The 18,106-nt window shown below is 47.8% G+C and carries 16 protein-coding genes, 2 pseudogenes and 1 other annotated feature; of the genes and pseudogenes, 2 read left to right on the top strand and 16 right to left on the bottom strand.

The window, feature by feature from the left end; genetic code table 11:
• Nucleotides 1–12: 12 nt before the first annotated feature.
• The 5 genes from AN618_RS06650 to selD form a co-directional block, all read right to left on the bottom strand.
• Nucleotides 13–363, bottom strand: a complete 351-nt coding sequence (locus AN618_RS06650; RefSeq protein ID WP_066353360.1) for a Lin0368 family putative glycerol transporter subunit — start codon at nucleotides 361–363, stop codon at nucleotides 13–15.
• Nucleotides 363–761 carry a Lin0368 family putative glycerol transporter subunit gene (locus AN618_RS06655; RefSeq protein ID WP_066353361.1) on the bottom strand — a complete coding sequence of 133 codons (399 nt, stop codon included), beginning with the start codon at nucleotides 759–761 and terminating at the stop codon, nucleotides 363–365. Before AN618_RS06655 ends, AN618_RS06650 begins: the two co-directional genes overlap by 1 nt.
• A gap of 168 nt (nucleotides 762–929) precedes the next feature.
• Nucleotides 930–1,496, bottom strand: a complete 567-nt coding sequence (locus tag AN618_RS06660) for a glycerol-3-phosphate responsive antiterminator (RefSeq protein WP_066353362.1) — start codon at nucleotides 1,494–1,496, stop codon at nucleotides 930–932.
• Nucleotides 1,497–1,755: 259 nt separating this feature from the next.
• The gene (plsY, locus tag AN618_RS06665; RefSeq protein ID WP_066353363.1) at nucleotides 1,756–2,352 is read right to left on the bottom strand and encodes a glycerol-3-phosphate 1-O-acyltransferase PlsY; all 597 of its coding nucleotides are present in this window, start codon (nucleotides 2,350–2,352) and stop codon (nucleotides 1,756–1,758) included.
• 100 nt (nucleotides 2,353–2,452) lie between these two features.
• The gene (gene selD / locus AN618_RS06670; protein ID WP_083515095.1) at nucleotides 2,453–3,511 is read right to left on the bottom strand and encodes a selenide, water dikinase SelD; all 1,059 of its coding nucleotides are present in this window, start codon (nucleotides 3,509–3,511) and stop codon (nucleotides 2,453–2,455) included.
• 411 nt (nucleotides 3,512–3,922) lie between these two features.
• Between selD and AN618_RS06675 the strand changes: the two genes are divergently transcribed.
• Complete coding sequence (locus AN618_RS06675; RefSeq protein ID WP_066353368.1) at nucleotides 3,923–4,216, top strand: putative Se/S carrier protein; 294 nt, start codon at nucleotides 3,923–3,925, stop codon at nucleotides 4,214–4,216.
• 49 nt (nucleotides 4,217–4,265) lie between these two features.
• Here AN618_RS06675 and AN618_RS06680 read toward each other — a convergent pair whose 3' ends face one another.
• The 11 genes and pseudogenes from AN618_RS06680 to ilvB (AN618_RS06730) form a co-directional block, all read right to left on the bottom strand.
• Complete coding sequence (locus AN618_RS06680; RefSeq protein ID WP_066353369.1) at nucleotides 4,266–5,033, bottom strand: tRNA (adenine-N1)-methyltransferase; 768 nt, start codon at nucleotides 5,031–5,033, stop codon at nucleotides 4,266–4,268.
• Nucleotides 5,034–5,070: 37 nt separating this feature from the next.
• A complete protein-coding gene (gene mobA, locus AN618_RS06685; RefSeq protein WP_066353370.1) occupies nucleotides 5,071–5,697 on the bottom strand; it encodes a molybdenum cofactor guanylyltransferase in 627 nt (208 codons plus the stop codon).
• A gap of 182 nt (nucleotides 5,698–5,879) precedes the next feature.
• Nucleotides 5,880–6,953 carry a M24 family metallopeptidase gene (locus AN618_RS06690; RefSeq protein ID WP_066353371.1) on the bottom strand — a complete coding sequence of 358 codons (1,074 nt, stop codon included), beginning with the start codon at nucleotides 6,951–6,953 and terminating at the stop codon, nucleotides 5,880–5,882.
• Between the two features lie 98 nt (nucleotides 6,954–7,051).
• Nucleotides 7,052–8,731 (bottom strand): biosynthetic-type acetolactate synthase large subunit, encoded by a 1,680-nt coding sequence (gene ilvB / locus AN618_RS06695; RefSeq protein ID WP_066353372.1) that lies wholly within the window; start codon nucleotides 8,729–8,731, stop codon nucleotides 7,052–7,054.
• 68 nt (nucleotides 8,732–8,799) lie between these two features.
• Nucleotides 8,800–9,062: a binding site (T-box leader), on the bottom strand.
• A 57-nt stretch (nucleotides 9,063–9,119) separates the two neighbouring features.
• Nucleotides 9,120–10,147: pseudogene (gene leuB / locus AN618_RS06700) on the bottom strand (3-isopropylmalate dehydrogenase).
• Between the two features lie 40 nt (nucleotides 10,148–10,187).
• Nucleotides 10,188–10,688: a 3-isopropylmalate dehydratase small subunit gene (gene leuD / locus AN618_RS06705; RefSeq protein WP_066353375.1), complete on the bottom strand. Its 501-nt coding sequence runs from the start codon at nucleotides 10,686–10,688 to the stop codon at nucleotides 10,188–10,190.
• Nucleotides 10,685–11,953 carry a 3-isopropylmalate dehydratase large subunit gene (leuC, locus tag AN618_RS06710; protein WP_066353377.1) on the bottom strand — a complete coding sequence of 423 codons (1,269 nt, stop codon included), beginning with the start codon at nucleotides 11,951–11,953 and terminating at the stop codon, nucleotides 10,685–10,687. The genes leuD and leuC overlap by 4 nt, the downstream gene beginning before the upstream one ends.
• A 33-nt stretch (nucleotides 11,954–11,986) precedes the next feature.
• A complete protein-coding gene (locus AN618_RS06715) occupies nucleotides 11,987–13,513 on the bottom strand; it encodes a 2-isopropylmalate synthase (RefSeq protein ID WP_066353379.1) in 1,527 nt (508 codons plus the stop codon).
• Nucleotides 13,514–13,533: 20 nt separating this feature from the next.
• Nucleotides 13,534–14,526, bottom strand: coding sequence for a ketol-acid reductoisomerase (ilvC, locus tag AN618_RS06720; RefSeq protein WP_066353381.1), 993 nt, complete (start codon nucleotides 14,524–14,526; stop codon nucleotides 13,534–13,536).
• A gap of 59 nt (nucleotides 14,527–14,585) precedes the next feature.
• On the bottom strand, nucleotides 14,586–15,086 hold the full coding sequence (gene ilvN, locus AN618_RS06725; RefSeq protein WP_066353382.1) for an acetolactate synthase small subunit: 501 nt from the start codon (nucleotides 15,084–15,086) through the stop codon (nucleotides 14,586–14,588).
• Nucleotides 15,058–16,728, bottom strand: coding sequence for a biosynthetic-type acetolactate synthase large subunit (ilvB, locus tag AN618_RS06730; RefSeq protein ID WP_245628435.1), 1,671 nt, complete (start codon nucleotides 16,726–16,728; stop codon nucleotides 15,058–15,060). The genes ilvN and ilvB (AN618_RS06730) overlap by 29 nt, the downstream gene beginning before the upstream one ends.
• Nucleotides 16,729–17,316: 588 nt before the next feature.
• On the opposite strand from ilvB (AN618_RS06730), the pseudogene AN618_RS06735 reads away from it, so the two are divergent.
• Nucleotides 17,317–18,106, top strand: a pseudogene (locus tag AN618_RS06735) (IS200/IS605 family accessory protein TnpB-related protein); the annotation flags it as partial.

Here is an 18,106-nt window from a genome sequence, read left to right on the forward strand (position 1 = left end):
TTTAATAAAATTTTAAACCATTGCAAACAGCAAAAGTCCCCCGAGCACCCCGCCCAGGATACCACTCAGGACCGGTTCCCAGTCTATCTTCTTGCCTTCCATCAGATCTGCTACAAAGAGCCCCCAGAAGGCCGCCAGAGCCATATCGCTCCATGGACCCGGTAAACTCCCGCTCATTTGGGGCTCATACATCAGCCCGATGCCGTGGTTCAATAGCCATATGGTACCAACTATGAAGAAACCAGCCAGAACTCCTCCAAAGCTCTTGTATTCATCGGCCAGCTTGCCCCATACCAGGCCGATTACCAGCGGGAAAATAAGACCCCCGAAGACGGTGGTCAGCACATGCTGCCATGTCCACATTAGACATCACTCCTTCTCGCAGCATATAGGAGATATCCAGCCAGCGTCGCTCCGGCGAGCTGCAGGATTATGGTCATCAGTGCACCGCCCAAGTTCGCACCGTGCAACAGACCGTAAGCCCCCCTGACGAGGCCCTTTACCGGATCCAATACCACGGTCCCGCCGAGCAGGGCCGAAAGCCATATTGACAGGGCCATATCCACCCAAGCGCCGCTGCCCTTGTTGGGCATACTGCCGGCGTAATGATTGACCAACCAGGCCGTGGTTATTATGATTCCGGCTGCGAGCCAACCGCCCAGCCAGTTCCACCGAGCCAGACTTGAGGGCCATATTGTAAATACTCCGAAGCCTGCAAAGGCCCCTGTGCACATGCCCATGAGAATCCGCCTTAAATTCATTCTTTAAACCCCTCCTATTAAAATTTTCATGTGAAAAAGCATGTCTCGCTTATTATTTTTATCACCTCCTCTATTTGAAATAAAAATCCTCCCGGAAAAGGCAAATGCATTACCTTCCGGGAGGACTTCTCCACATCTCCGAGTCCTCCGTCTTTCAACTATTGCTTTTCAGAAGGCATCCCAAAGGTCCTCCTTGCTGACGGATACGGCCCAGGCTCCAGCTTCAAGAGCATCGGTTACCTCTTTTATGTCCTCGATCAAGCCTCCGGCTATCAACGGGTGATGGACGTTTTTGTGCATCCTCTTTATGATCTTCGGTATTACCCCCGGTAGAACCTCTACCGCGTCGGGGTCTACTTGCCGTATGGTGCGGACTGCGGTATCAACTGCCTGGCTGTCCAGGAAAAATGCTCGCTGAATGGTAAAAATGCCCTCGCTCTTCGCCGAAGAAATCAAATTACTCCTAGTCGTGATTATTCCGTCGGGCTTTATTTCTTCTGCTACGTATCTCAAGCCAGCGGCGTCCTTGCTTACACCTTCCAGCAAATCTATGTGAAGAAAAACCCTTTTCCCCGCCTTTTTTATATGGGTAACGGGGTATTTTATATTGAGGATGTCGCCTGTAAGCATGAATATGCATCGAACGGGTTTATTTAGGGCCAGGTCCACAGCATCGATATCCCTTACAGCCGTTATAACTGGATAAGCCTTCAGATCAGCCAGTATATCCTTCAACGATGTCACTCCCGATTTGCGGTTAATCTAATTAAAATTCTTACTTTTCCTGTCTATTTTAAATTGCAAAATTTGTGCCAGTAGCAAGGCCTAGTAATTGACGATCCTGTTGGGAAAAAGTATCAAGTTCATAGAATACAGTAGATACTTTCTACCAAGATACCTTACCTCAATTAAATTTTTCAGAATTTCGTCAATTATTACTACAAAAATTACCTCTTATTTATATTCGGTTAATTTTAAATATACATACGCGTTCTTAAGGCCTGATTTTCTCGCCCAACTTATGCTCCTTGCCAGCCATTAGCCTTTCTATATTAGCCCTGTGCCTGTAAATCGCAATCGCTGCTATTATTACTCCGTACACAATGTATTTGGGCGGATAAACAAAAATCATAAGGAACAAGGGGAAGGATCCACTGCCGAGAATAGACCCTAGGGAAACGTATCTCGTCAGCATAATCGCAGTTATTCCCACCAGTGAAGAAAACAGCGCTGCCTTAGGAGCCAAGGCAAACACAACGCCCATGCTGGTGGCTATGCCCTTGCCGCCATGGAAATTTAGGAATAAAGACCAATCGTGACCCACAATGACGAAAAGGCCGCTGAAAAGCGCCAGTGTGTCGCCTCCGATTAACTTAGCCAGTGTGGCAACAAGAAATCCTTTCAGGAAGTCGGCCGCATACACCGCTGCAGCAGCTCTCCCGCCAACCACCCGGAGCACGTTGGTGGTACCCGGGTTGCCACTGCCGTATTTCCTTATATCAATGCCGTAATATTTTTTGCAAATCAAGTGTGCAGAGGATATGGACCCTATTAAGTAACTTATTATTCCTGCAAGTACATACTTAAGCAATCGGTATCCACCTCCCGTCTTTACTTCTATTTTACCATATTATATTGATTTAAGAAAATAAAAAAAATGGGTTATCTTCTATAAAAGTATAACCCATTTTTCACTCCACTATTATATCCTTATCGGATTTTTCTTCAACCCGTCCTATTATTGCCGCCCATTTCACGCCGTTGTTTTCAAGTTCTTCCATTAAAAAGGCAGCCTTTTGTTCCGGACAAGAAATCAATAGTCCTCCCGAGGTCTGGGGGTCGAAAAGAACGTCGACCAATTCTTCCCCGATACCTTCCGATAGGACCACCTTATCCGCCAGGTGCTTTCGGTTGGCGTAGAGGCCCGCTGGCAAAAGTCCCATAGCTGCGTATTCCAGTATCCCTGAAATAACCGGAACATTTTCCGCCCTTATTTTTACTGTGACCCCAGAAGCTGCCGCCATTTCGTACGCATGGCCCAATAGTCCGAAACCCGTTACGTCGGTTACGGCACTTACACCTACCCGGACTGCGGCTTCCGAAGCGGCTTTGTTAAGGGTATTCATAATCCCAAGCGCTTCCTCTTCGACCCGGTTATCAACCATCCCGGCCTTGGCAGCCGTAGCAAATACGCCAGTCCCCAGTGGTTTCGTCAGGACCAGTACGTCGCCAGGCTTCGCCCCGGCATTGGTCAGCACTCTGGCGGGATGCACCTCGCCCAGCACCGAAAGGCCGTATACCGGCTCGGGAGTTTTTATGGAATGGCCTCCCGCTATTATGGCTCCCGCCTCAATCACTTTGTCCGCCCCGCCCTTTAGAACCACCGGCAGCACGTTTTCCACTAAATCCTCGGGGAAACCGACGATATTCAGGGCGAGCAGGGGTTTTCCACCCATTGCGTAGATATCGCTCAAGGCGTTGCAGGCCGCGATCTGCCCGAAAAGGTACGGATCGTCCACAACAGGCGTGAAAAAATCGACGGTGTTGATAATGGCAAGTTCGTCGTCTATTTTATACACCGCCGCGTCATCGGAGGTCTCAAGACCCACCAACAGATTTTCGTGTTTCATTATGGGTAACTGCCGCAGCACCTGCGACAGCGCCAGAGGCGAAAGTTTAGCAGCTCATCCCGAACTACAAGTGAGTTCTGTAAGTTTTATTTTCTTTTCCACCGTTTTACACCTGGTCATCTAAACTGTGACAAACTCTCCAGTTTAGAAGGCTGGGCTATTTGTATTCCGCCCTTTCAGAGAGTGCTCATTCCCAGCAGGCGGTATTTAAGCACTCCCATAGCCTCTGCCCAAAGAAGTCGGACGCATCACCGCTATGTTGATTATACCAAACCGACCGAAAACTTCAATTTTTGTCGTTCCAATTGTGCAAAAACCTGCACAATATTGTCATAGAAATTTTCTATCGAGTATCAATTTATCATTTTTAATTCTTATTGGTTTTCATTCCGTAACTTTAATATAATTTCCTTAAGATGTAGTGAATATTGTCACAAGTTTTTGAGGTAATTTTCATGGACTAAGGGCTACAATGTGGAAATAATAATTTCAGGCAACGATTTCACAATTCGAATATCGAGGTAGGTAGTCATGATGGAAAATTATCCCTTTTTCATGATAACCTTTCCTTCGGTTCACCATGCCTTAAGGTTCGAGTCCAGGATGAAAGGGACCGGCATATCCTTTCAGCTGGTACCAGTGCCGAGGGAAATAAGCTCTAGCTGCGGTGTGGCGGCCAGAGTTAACTTTGTCAAGGAAAGCGTTTTAATCGATACCGTTGACAATTTTCAGCTAGAATACGACTCGATTTACATTTACGACCGACCCAAAGAAAAGCCCCGTCTGGTGAAAAGGTGGGAGGATCGCTCAGGGATGAGTAATTAACGCGCTGGGGGCCATGTAAAAAAGGGCAGTTTTCCTGAACTGCCCTTTTTCACTCGCCCAGTTTTCTCGCAAAAATAAGATACCCCGTGTGTCCTACCATAAGGTCTTCGGGCCGAAGCCTTTCCGGGACCAGTTTGTACTTTCGCATCATTATTTCAACGACTTCGGCGATATAAAACCCTTTGTTTTCCAGAGATTCCATGGTTTGGGTCACCTGATTTGTCGTGGGAACAATGATTCCCAAGTGCCCTGCAGGTTTTATGGCTTTTCTTACTTCGCCTATGACTTCCCACGGTTCCCTTACGTCCAGGAAAAAGGCATCTAAATCCCTTTCCTCTATTCCCTCGGCGATGGATTTATTGTGCATTATTACATTATCAAACTCAGAAAAACCCTTTATATTCTTCTCGGCAAGTTTATAAAATTCTTCCCTTTGCTCGTAGGTATATACGCGCCCTTCCGGTCCCACCGCCCGGGAAAGGCACACCGTAAAAGCCCCCGAGCCCGTCCCTGCTTCGCCCACGCGTTTTCCCGGGGAGATATCAAGTCTCATCATTATGTAGGCCCCTTCTTTGGGATAGACTATCTGGGTCCGGCGCTTAAGGTAGTGCATGACGTAATCGAACGTATCGCAGGTAAGGACGTGGTAAACCGTGCCTTTTACCTCGAAACTGCCCCCCGGCTTAATATCGGCGAGTTCCATGGAATCTATCTGGCCGTTCGGCAGCCCTATTTTATTCGGCGATGACACATCGACCACTTTTTTGAACCCTTCAGGTCCAATTATGACTCTTTTCGTTGAAAATCCCGATTGCATTTTGCGCCTCCTTCCTTACTCGAAATAAACCATATCTTCAAATCTCGCGAACCGTTTTACCCCTTGCATCATTCGACAATATCGGACCTGCCAGTGCTCTTTTATAGTCTTCCCACGTATTTATATTGAAAAATTCAAGATGAAACTTCTCCGGCTCAATATCGACATACCGCGTCCTGACCATATAAAGCAGGTCTCTGACCCTTTTGGAATCTCCCCTTTTAATAAGAGCCTCAATGGAATCAACGCAATTTTTTGTATAAACAGCGTGCAGCGGTTCGATAAACTCGCCGCATCGCGGACAAACAGCATCGAAACCCGGGGAATTTTCCAGTAAAAAATTTATAAGCTCCGGATTTAAAAAGGGCATATCACAGGCCACAAAAAAACCAACCTCAGATTGCATTTTTTTAAGGCCGGTATATATCCCTCCCAGCGGACCAAATCCCCTTATCTCATCTTGAAATATAAGGCACCGGTCTTTTAGAAAACCGAGCTGCCAGGGATTGTTGGATATGACCAGTACCTCGCGAAAAAGTGGTGCTAGCACATTTACGATTCTTTCCAGTATAGTAATTCCGCCAAGTTTCAACAGCCCTTTGTTCTGCACCGATATGCGCGATGACTCCCCACCGTTTAACACAATCGCCGAATATTCCCCCATAGACACCTTCCTTTATCTAGAGCTTCTATTATATTATAGCAGATATTCCCGAAAAAAATAGCTTATCTAAGCTCAAGACCAAACGGCGAAAGGCGGGTATGTACCCGCCCTTTTCTTACTTAAAGGTCTTTTTCTCGAAAATATGTAAACCCAATAGGCTCCACTATAGCCGATGTCAATAATTATTCAATAACGGTAAGATTCTTATCACACATCGTCAACACTTCGCATCCCTCATCGGTTACGACTACGAGGTCTTCTATCCTTACCCCAAGCTTTCCCGGAATATATATCCCCGGTTCTATCGAAAATATCATGCCGGCCTCAATCCTCTCCATATTCGCTGCAGAAACGTCTCCCGGCTCATGAACTTCTATCCCTATGGAATGCCCCGTTCGGTGGGTAAAATATCGGCCGTAGCCTGCACTTTCGATGCAGTTTCGCGCAGCGGCATCTATATCGCAAAATCTCACGCCGGGTCTTACCGCCTCAATCGCCCTCATGTTGGCTTCCAGCACTATATTATATATCTTTTTTGCTTCTTCTGAGACCTTCTTATAAAACACCGTTCTGGTTATGTCGGAGCAGTAGGAATACTTTACGCAGCCGATATCTATTATGATAGAGTCCCCTTCCTTTACGGTAGAGTTCCCTGGGACATGGTGGGGGTCTGCAGCATTCGCACCGTAGGCGATAATGGGCTCGAAGGAAAAGCCGTCGGCCCCTAAATCTTCGTAAATTTTAAGGAGCATCCGTCCCATCTTTTTTTCGGTATGCCCTCCCGGTATCAGTTCTAAAATTTTCTTTACAGCTTCGCTGTTGATTTTCGAAGATTCCCGCATCAAGTTTATTTCCGACGGATCTTTTCTCATTCTCACCCTGTCGACTATATCCGACACGACAAATTTGCAGCCCTTCTTAAATTCCATGAGCCTCAATAAAAACCGGGCAGGCCAGTTTTTGTCCACACCCAAAGTTTCCCCTTCTTTTACGTGCTTTGAGAGAAGCTCCACGGGGTCCTCTACATCGTTAAAAAATATTTTTTCTAGTCCCAAATCTTCGCTGACGGGGAAAAGCTCGTTGAGAAAAAGCTTGCACTCTCCACCGGCGTCGATATAAAGCGCAAGCATCCTTTCGCCAGGATGTATCCACTTTCCCGTAAGATAAAATATCGAAGCGGGCTCGGAGATTACAAGCTGCGGTACGTTTTGCCTTTCCATCTCTTTTAGAATTTTTTTGAGTCGCTCCTCGTTCAAAAAATATCCCTCCTTGTACTTTTATTTTTTTCTCACTATACCGACAGTTTAATTATATCAGAAACCTTCTCAATTACATCAATTTTTTTTCTATCATATCAATCTATTCCCAGCATCTGGTATATAGGTTTCCCAGGAGGGACTATGGGAACGGCCTTTTCGTCCTTATCTATCACTACCTCAACCACCGCCGGTTTTTCCTCATTTATCGCCCTTTTTATTGCCTCGCGCACCTCGTCACTCCTCGTAACCCTGTATCCGGCGGCACCGAAACCTTCGGCAATTCTTGCGTAATCGGCCACATCCCCCAAGTCCGAATGGGAAAACCTGCCGCCGTAAAACATCTCCTGCCACTGCCGGACCATCCCGAGGCTCCTGTTGTTAAAAACCACTACTATTACCGGTATATCGTACCTCAGTGCGGTCAAAAGCTCGTGGCAGTTCATCTCAAAGCTTCCGTCACCCGCTATATCGAAAACAACCTTATCCGGTCTTCCAACTTTTGCCCCTATGGCCGCAGGGAGCCCAAAGCCCATGGTCCCGAGGCCCCCTGATGTTATGAAACTCGAAGAATCTTCAAATTTGTAATATTGAGCAGCCCACATCTGGTGCTGTCCCACTTCCGTCGCTATTATCGCCTTGCCTTCGGTGAGTTCGTTTATCTCCTCTATTACATATCTGGGGGTCAATTCTCTTCTAGAATCTCTTAATAAATACTTGTTTTTAAAATACTCTATCCTCTTTAGCCAGTCACCGTGGCGTTTTTCGGGAACAATTTCAATGAGTCTCGACAAAAGCTCCTTAGCGTCCCCGTGCAGAGAAAGGTCCACCCTCACGTTTTTGCCTATTTCTGCTGAATCTATGTCGATGTGGATTATTTTTGCGTTTTTTGCAAATTCATCTGTCTTCCCCGTCACCCGGTCGTCGAATCGGGCTCCTACCGCCACCAAAAGGTCGCATTCGCTAACCGCAAGATTCGCCCAGGGAGTGCCGTGCATCCCCAGCATCCCAAGGTAAAGCTCGTGATTATGCGGAAAACACCCAATCCCCATGAGGGTGGTTGTGACGGGACAGCATATTTTTTCTGCAAAAGTTTTCAAAGCCGAAGAAGCGCCTGATAATTTCACACCGCCGCCGGCATAAATTACCGGCCTTTCCGACTTCATTATCATTTCGACAGCTATTTCCAGGTTTTCTTTTTCATCGTGTGAAGAATTTATCTTTTCAGAAAGAACCCTAAAGGATAAGTCAAAATCCTCTTTTTGTTCTTCCATATTAGTTTCCGAAGCCATAATATCCTTCGGCAGTTCTATGACGACAGGGCCCGGCCTACCCGATTTTGCTATGCGAAAAGCTTCCCTCACGGTTTTCAAAATTTCCCTTTTATCCCTCAGCATAAAGCTATGCTTTGTTATCGGCAGGGTAATTCCGCAGATATCCACTTCCTGGAAGGAATCCTTCCCTATCAAATCGGTAGAAACCTGACCGGCTAGCACTACCATAGGTACGGAGTCCATGTACGCGTTGGCTATGCCCGTCACCAGGTTGGTGGCACCCGGTCCGGAAGTGCTTATAACCACCCCTACTTTGCCTGTCGCCCTGGCGTAACCGTCCGCTGCATGGGCAGCCCCTTGTTCGTGGACAGTCCTTACATGCTTTATCTTCCTGTTATTGTAAAGCGCATCGTATATGGGAAGCACAGCTCCTCCCGGAAATCCGAATATAACCTCAACCCCTACTTCTTCAAGGGCTTTTAAAAGTACTTCCGCTCCAGTCATCTCTTTTTCCACCTCTTAAAAAAGTTTAAGTTTTTGCCAAATTAAAAAGGCCCTTCGCCCCTTATAAAATAAGGGGCGAAGGGCCTTCGCGGTACCACCCTCTTCATCCGCACCTCACGGTGCGGACCTCGGCAGGTACGGGACCTCACGGTCCGATACCCGGCACTTTAACGGGTGCCTATTCCCTACAAAAGGGCCCCGACCGGAGCTACTCAGTTTCACCCCGGCAGCTCGGAGGTGATTTTCGGTAAATCCCTCGGTATCGGCTCTCACCTTGCCCGACTCTCTGTAACCTCGGGAAGTTACCTACTGTCCTCTTCATCGCCGTTTATGCTCTATCATAAATATTATAGATAATTTATTGTGTCTGATTATACAACAAAAATCTTTATTTTGCAAGAAAAGAAACCACGATATCTCCCATTTCTTCACAAGATACAATTTTGGATCCGGGTAAAGCTATGTCAGACGTAGCATATCCTGCATCTAGGGCTCTTATCACTGCCTCCTTTACTTTTACGGCAACCTCTTTCAATCCGAATGACAGCTCAAGCATCATAGCTGCAGAAAGTATCATCGCTATAGGATTTGCTAGCCCCTTCCCGCTATGTCGGGGGCCGAACCGTGAACCGGCTCGTAAAGATACGGCTTTTTATCTCCCAGGCTGGCCGAAGGCATGAGTCCTATGGAGCCAATAATGGCCGCCGCTTCATCGCTCAAAATATCTCCGAAGGTATTTTCCGTGAGGATTACGTCAAACATGCCTGGATTTGCCACAAGCTGCATCGCACAGTTATCCACGTACATATAGGAAAGCTCCACGTCCGGAAACTCTTTTGTGACTTCCGAAACCACTTCGCGCCAAAGCCTGGAACTTTCAAGTACGTTGGCTTTATCCACAAGGCAGAGCTTTTTTTTCCTATTTTGGGCAACTCTAAAACCTATTTCTGCAACCCTTCTTATTTGATCCTCGGTATACACCAGTGTATCGTAAGCTATCCTTTTATCATCCCTGACCTTTATGCCCTTAGGCTCCCCGAAGTAAAGACCACCCGTGAGCTCCCGAACCACGAGAATGTCTACGCCCTTCGACAGAATTTCGCCTTTCAGCGGTGATTTCGCGGCAAGCGACGGAATTAAAAAGGCGGGCCTCAGGTTTGCAAAAAGGTCCAGTTCCTTTCTTAGTCCCAGTATGGCCCTTTCGGGCCTCAGTTCCATTGGGAGGTGGTCCCACTTGGGACCTCCCACCGCACCGAAAAGAACAGCATCGGATTTCATACAAAGTTCTAAGGTTTCATCAGCAAGGGGAACCCCCATTTCGTCAATCGAAGCTCCCCCCACCAGCGCCTCTTTCAGGTTAAACGCTATGCCGAATTTTTCTGAAACGGCCATCAAAACTTTTTTCGCCTGCGCCATCACCTCGGGGCCAATACCATCCCCGGGGAGGAGGACCACATTATACACGGCCTTGACCTCCCCGGCGGGCGTAATTCAAAAGGCCTCCGGCTCTAATTATCTCTTCGATGAAGTCAGGATAAGGCTTTGCGGCAAATTCCTTGCCAGAAGTCAGGTTTTTTATGATTCCTCTCTCTAAGTCAACCTCCACCAGATCATTTTCTTTTATGTTTTCCGCTGCCTCCTCGCACTCCAGTACCGAAAGTCCTATGTTTATGGCATTTCTGTAAAATATCCTGGCGAAGGATTTGGCGATTACGCAGCTCACACCAGCAGCTTTTATGGCAAGAGGCGCATGTTCCCTTGAACTTCCGCAGCCGAAATTTCTCCCGGCGACGATTATATCGCCCCTTTTCACCTTTTTTGCAAATTCCGGGTCGATATCCTCCATGCAGTGAAGGGCAAGTTCTTCCGGCTGCACGGTATTCAGGTATCTTGCCGGAATAATAACGTCGGTATCCACGTTGTCGCCGAATACCCAGGCTCTTCCGGTAAACTTCATCCTCTCACTACCTCCTCGGGATGGGCTATCCGCCCCAGCACCGCCGACGCCGCCGCCACCGCCGGGTTGGAAAGGTACACTTCGCTTTCGGGATGCCCCATCCTCCCTACGAAGTTCCTGTTGGTGGTCGCCACAGCCCTCTCTCCTTTCGCCAGTATTCCCATGTGGCCGCCCAGGCAGGGCCCGCAAGTGGGTGTGCTCACCACCGCTCCCGCCTCCAGAAATACTTCCGTTATGCCTTCCTTCACCATTTGAAGGCTCACTTCCTGCGTAGCCGGAATAATTATCAACCTCACCTCGGGATGAACTTTTTTTCCTTTTAACACCCGGGCCGCCATCCTCATGTCCTCAAGCCTTCCGTTGGTGCAGGAACCTATCACCACCTGGTCTATCTTTACATCGGCAAGTTCGTATACGTCCACCACGTTGTCCGGAGAGTGGGGTTTTGCCACCTGCGGATTTATCTGCGATACATCGTAAGTTCTGATATCGACGTAAGGCGCTCCTTCATCGCTTCTCAATACTTTAAATTCCCTTTTTCCTCTTTTTCTCGCGTATTCCAGCGTCTTTTCGTCGGGCTCCATTATACCGTTTTTTGCGCCCGCCTCCACAGCCATGTTGGTCATTGTAAATCTTTCATCCATCGACAAAAACTTCAGGGCTTCCCCGGCAAATTCCATGGATTTATAAAGTGCTCCATCCACCCCTATATCCCCGATGGTGTACAATATCAAATCTTTCCCGGTGACATAGGGATTCGGCTTTCCCACGTATTCAAACTTCATCGATTCAGGCACCCTCAGCCAGCATTTGCCCGTCATCATGGCAAAGGCCAAATCGGTGCTCCCCACTCCCGTCGAAAAAGCACCTAAGGCGCCGTAGGTACACGTATGGGAGTCAGCTCCGATTACCAAATCCCCCGGGAGCACCAGTCCCATTTCGGGCAAAAGCGCGTGTTCTATTCCCATCCTGCCCACTTCGTAGTAATGGGTGATTCTTTGCTCCCTTGCAAATTCGCGAAGAGCCTTACAAAGTTCGGCAGACTTTATGTCCTTGCACGGTGTGAAGTGATCTGGAATTAGGGCTATTTTATCCCTATCGAAAACCTCGCTTCCCCCTGCCTTTTTAAATTCCGAAATGGCCACGGGACCCGTTATGTCATTGGCCAGAGCCAGATCCACATCGGCAAAGACGAACTCTCCCGGCTCGACGTAATCTCTTCCCGAGTGGTATGCTATTATTTTCTGGCTTATGGTCATCTTCATAGATATCTCCTCCGTTTTTTGCCGGTCTCACATTCACTGCGAATTGGATTCCCCATTGCTCATAAAGCTTATGTTCAGGGCATTCACGTATGCCAACGCACTTGCCTCAATAATGTCAGTACTGAGGCCGCGACCGGTGAAAATCCTGCCATCCCTTTCCACTTTTACCACAACCTCACCCATGGCATCCTTTCCGCCGGAAACCGCCTTTATCGAATAGTCCACCAACTTGCAGCTTATGCCGCAAGCCCTGTCAATAGCCTTGTACGTGGCGTCTATCGGTCCATCTCCGGTGGACGCTTCCTCCACTACTTTGTTTTCTTTTTTTACGCGCACGGTGGACGTCGCAATAGACTGGTTGCCGCAGGAAACCAGAAAGTATTCAAGTTCGATTACTTTTGGAATCTTGACCACCTGTTCTCCAAGAATAGCTTCTATATCCTCGTCGGTGACTTCCTTTTTCTTGTCCGCAAGGTCCTTAAATTTTTCGAAAGCTTTTAAAGCTTCTTCTTCTGGAATGTCATAGCCCAATTCCTTTAACCTGTGGAAAAAGGCATGGCGCCCGGAGTGCTTTCCGAGCACTATTCTGTTGGAGGGAAGGCCAATCGATTCCGGCGTCATTATCTCGTAGGTGGACCTTTCGGCGAGCACCCCGTGCTGGTGAATGCCCGACTCGTGGGCGAAGGCGTTGGCACCTACTATCGCCTTATTGGGCTGGATGTATATTCCGGTAAGAGAGCTCACCAGTTTGCTGGTGCGGTAAATCTGTCTGGTATCCACTCCCACATCCACTTTGTAGACGTCCTTTCTGGTTACGAGAGCCATGACAATTTCTTCCAAAGCCGCATTTCCCGCCCTTTCACCAAGGCCGTTAACCGCGCATTCCACCTGGGTTGCCCCGTTTTTCACCGCCGCGAGGGAATTGGCCACCGCCATTCCCAGATCGTCGTGGCAGTGTACGCTTACAATCACGTTGTTGAGTTCCGGCACCCTCTCCCTGAGCACCCTTACCAGTTCACCGAATTCCTCAGGGGTTGAATAACCCACTGTATCGGGGATGTTTATCACCGTCGCGCCGTTTTTCACGGCAGTGGAAAAAAGCCTGCAAAGGAACTCCAAGTCGGACCTGCTTGCATCTTCGGCGGAAAACTCCACATCAGAGGTGTAGCTTTTGGCCCTTTTTACAGCCTCAGCTGCCGCCTCGAGCACCTGCTCCGGTGTCATTTTGAGTTTGTATTTCATGTGTATGGGGGAAGAAGCGATGAATGTGTGTATCCTCGGATTTTCGCCGTTCTTCAACGCTTCCCAGGCCGTGTCTATGTCCCTGAAATTCGCCCGGGCGAGGGCCGCTATAACCGGGCCCTTCACGTTTTCCGCGATCCCCTTCACCGCTTCAAAATCCCCCTTTGAAGCTACCGGAAACCCTGCTTCGATTACATCCACTTTCATTTTCGCAAGTTGTCTTGCTATTTCCAGTTTTTCCCTCGCGTTTAACGCTACACCGGGGGTTTGTTCTCCATCCCTCAGAGTCGTATCGAATATCCATACCCTCTTGGTCATAATAAGACCCCCAGATCGTTTTATTTTTTCAACCAAGGCATCATACTGCGGAGGGTTTCGCCCACTTTTTCGATGGGATGTTCAGCATCTTTTGCAAGCAGTGTCTTGTAGACGGGCCTTCCCGCTTGATTTTCCAAAATCCACCTTTTTGCGAATTCCCCGCTCACTATTTCCTCCAATACCTTTTTCATTTCTTTCCTGGTTTCTTCCGTTATTATCCTTTTTCCGACCGTAATGTCTCCGTACTTGGCGGTGTCGCTTATCGAATACCTCATCCATTTTATGCCGCCCTCGTATATAAGGTCCACTATCAATTTCATCTCATTGAGGCACTCAAAATACGCAATTTCAGGCTGATATCCCGCTTCCACCAGGGTTTCGAAACCGGCTTTGATGAGTTCGGTGAGTCCTCCGCAGAGCACGCACTGCTCGCCGAAAAGGTCGGTCTCTGTTTCTTCGGCAAAGGTCGTCTCTATCACTCCGGCCCTTGTGGCCCCGATTCCCTTTGCATAAGCCAATCCTATTTCCAGGGCTTTTCCGCTGTAGTCCTGGTGGACTGCAATCAGTGCCGGAACTCCCGCTCCCTGTTCGTACATCCTCCTCACAAGGTGCCCGGGACCTTTAGGCGCCACAATGAATACATCCACGTATTCCGGTGGTTCGATCTGGTTAAACCTTATGTTGAAGCCGTGGGCAAAAGCTAAGGCTTTGCCTTCCTTCAGCTGCGGCTTTATATGCTCTTCGTAAATCTTTGGCTGGACGTGGTCGGGCACAAGAAGCATGATGATATCCGCTTCTTTAGCCGCCTCTGCCACATTTTTCACTGTAAGTCCCGCTTGTTCTGCCTGCTTCCACGACTTACTTCCTTCATAGAGCCCCACAATCACGTCCACGCCGCTTTCTTTCAAGTTAAGGGCATGGGCGTGTCCCTGGCTCCCGTATCCTATTATCGCCACTTTCTTGCCCTGCAGGACCTTTAAATCCGCATCGCTGTCGTAATAAATCTTCGCCATGAGTAATCCCCTCCTAAATTTTTTTATGATTTATGTTCTGCGCCTTTTCAGGCGCGCCTTTACTGTTCTGGAGATTCGATGCACTTACTACCCCTGTTCATCGCTATTATTCCGGTTCTAACAAGCTCCTTTATCCCGAAAGGCCTCAATATCTCCTCCATGGCATTGACTTTATCCTTATCCCCGGTAAGTTCGATAATCATCGAATCCCTGCTGACATCGATGATGTTTGCCCTGAAAATTTCTGCTATGCCGATTATTTCGGACCTCTTTTCGGGTTCCGTGTTCACTTTAATCATCACAAGCTCGCGGCTCACAGAATTTTCGGGTTCTATGAAACTCACCTTTATCACATCCACCAGTTTGTTGAGCTGCTTTTTTATCTGCTCGATTACCCTCTCATCCCCATCCACCACAATCGTCATCCTGGAAATTTCCGGATTATCCGTAGGGCCGACCGCGAGGCTTTCGATGTTGAACCCCCGCCGGGCAAAAAGGCCGGCCACTCTGGAGAGGACCCCAGGATGGTTTTCAACCAAGACTGCCAGCGTGGCTTTCATAAGCCTCCTCCTTCCCTAGCATACTCTTTACCCGTACATCCATCGTCAATATGCATTCCAAGAGAAAACTACCCTCTTCTTCAAGCATCGTGGAAATCGCTTCTTCAAGTTCCTTCTTGCTCTCGACTCTTAACGCTTTTATTCCGTAGCTTTCGGACAGCTTTACAAAATCGGGAAGAAATCCGAAATGCACCTGGCTATACCTTCCCCCGCAGTGAATGTCCTGCAGTTCCTTTACGAGCCCCAAACCCCTGTTGTTGAAGAGTATTATCTTCACCGAAAGGTCGTTTTCCCTGAGCGTCGCAAGTTCCGCAAAATTCATCTGAAAGCTGCCGTCGCCCGTGATATGAATCACCTGTTTGTTGGGGTTTGCGATTTTCGCACCTATAGCCGCCGGAAGGCCGTAACCCATGGTGCCGAGCCCACCGGAGGTTATGAAGCTTCTGGGGTGCTTAAATTTATAGCACCTGGCTGTCCACATCTGATGAGCTCCCACGTCAGTGGTAACTATCAACTCGCCCCTCGTTTGTTTGTAAAGTTCACCGATTATGTCCAAGGGTGAAATATCACCGCAGCCCTCCACAACATCCTCGCCTTTTAATCCTTCCAGATAATCCTTCCAATCTTTCCTGGACCGCTTTTCTATTCTCTTTAAAAGTTCGCAGAGGACGTTTTTTATATCTCCCACGATGGGGATATCGACCTTTACATTCTTTCCAATCTCGGCAGGGTCTACATCCACGTGGATTATTTTTGTATTCTTATTGAATCCGCCGGCCCCACCGGTTAATCTGTCGTTGAACCGGCAACCTAAAGCAATTATCAAATCGGCCTTTTTCAAAGCTTCGTTCGCCCACGGCATGCCGTGGGTGCCCGCCATTCCTAAAAACAGAGGGTGCTCCGAGGGGAAGGAGCCTATTCCCATCAGGGAAACCGTTACAGGAATATCGGCGGTTTCGGCAAGTCTCATAAGCTCGTCATGAGCTCCGGAGGATATCACCCCGCCGCCGGCCAATATTACCGGCCTTTTCGCACTATTGATGGCCTCCACAGCCTTGACAATTTGCAGCGGATGGCCTTGCAGCGTAGGCTTATAGCCTTTCAAAGACACTTCCTCGGGATAAGTAAAGTCTATTTTTTCCCGGGCCACATCCCGAGGCAAATCTATGAGAACTGGCCCCGGCCGACCTGTGGAGGCTATGTGAAAAGCCTCTTTAACTATCCTGGGTATATCGCCGGCGTTTTTAACGAGGTAATTGTGTTTGGTAAAAGGAGCAGTAGCTCCCGTTATATCCACTTCCTGGAACATGTCACCGCCGATTTGACTTAACGGCACCTGGCCGGTTATGGCAACGATTGGGATGGAGTCCATGTAGGCCGTGGCTATGCCCGTCACCAGGTTGGTGGCACCGGGCCCCGATGTAGCTATACAGACTCCCACCTTACCGGAAACTCTGGCATATCCGCTAGCCGCATGGGCTGCCGCCTGTTCTGAACGGGTGAGCACGTGCTTTATTTTTTTGTTAAAAAACAGAGCATCGTATATTTCTAGCACCGCTCCTCCCGGATAACCGAAGACCACTTCCACTTTTTCTTCTTCCAAACTCCTTACCAAAGCTTCGGCCGCCGTAATCCGCATCATCTTCCCACCCCTTTTTTGGTAAAAAAAAACCGCCCCCGATACATGCCGTATCAGGGGCGAGGTTTTCCTCGCGTTACCACCCTGCTTTACCCGAAACGCTCTATTTCGGGCCTCATTCTTTAACGCTCTAAAGCGGCTCCGGGCTACTTTTTTTCACCCGGGCTGTTCAGGAGCGAGAAAGAACGCCAGCTCGGTACCGGCTCTCACCTTCCCCGGCTCTCTTTGACCGGCCAGCCGTCCTGCTCTCCTTCATCACAATTGGCTATTTTATATTTTGAGCGTTATTTTAACATCTTAAATTCTTTTTTGTCAAGGGGGTTTTTATAATTTTTAATGTTTTTTTATAAAAATTACTTTATTGACAGGCTTTCCTTGGTTTCATATAATATCAAAAAATGTCCTATTCCGTTTTTATTTTGAAATTTCACGATGCAGGGAGGTTCACAACAGTTGAAGATAGTAATGCAAAAGGGTATAGTTTCAATTAGATGATGATTAACACTATTGAGTGTGTAAAAAAGAAAACAATATACGGCACTACCAGGAGATCTTATAGCGGTAATAACGGACAATGAGGTGCGTAAAGGCATGTTAACAATTCAGGCAAAGTTGATTTTCCAAAGCACCGAAGATAAGCGGGAAGTATTAGACCTTATGAGAAGATGGTCATCCTGCGCAAGATTCGCATATAACAGGCTTTTAGAAGGTAAAAGCAGAAATGAACTCAAAAGAGAACTTCAAGGGATTTTCAATTTAAATTCGAGGTATGTAGATGATGCGATAATTAAGGCAAAAAGCGTTCTTGAGTCATGCAAAGAAAGAGGAGAAAATCCAAGCAAGGTTATTTTCGGTGGCAGGAGTTTGTTTGAAAAGCTCAAGAAGCGGCACATAAACGGAAATGCATATAAGAAACTGCAACAAGAGTGGCAAGAAAGAAGAAAAGGCAATCTCTACTCACGGGGAGATAAGAGCAAGAAAGGAAATCTGAATACGAGAATCGAGATAGATGAAAATGGTGCAGTACTTAGAATCAACGTAGGTGAAAGAAAGTATGCATATGCAGGGATACATGCGGGATGTAAAAAAGGAAAGAGCCGGGAGGAATTGCTTGAGGCAATAAGCACTTGTGGACAGCCTTATTCCGTCGAGCTAAAGCTCAAAAACGGCAAGGTATATGCTTACTTTGCGATCGAAGAAAACTTTCCGGAAGTTGCAGTAACAAAAGAAAATGGAGTTATAGGCATAGACGTCAACGCATATCCGAACCATATAGCGTGGTCAGAAACAGATGAGAACGGGCAATTAGCAGGACACGGCAAAATTCCGATGCCCGAACTTATAAGCGGCAATACGGATAAGAGGGAATATTACAGATGGC

Source organism: Fervidicola ferrireducens (genome assembly GCF_001562425.1).
Classification (GTDB): domain Bacteria; phylum Bacillota; class Thermosediminibacteria; order Thermosediminibacterales; family Thermosediminibacteraceae; genus Fervidicola; species Fervidicola ferrireducens.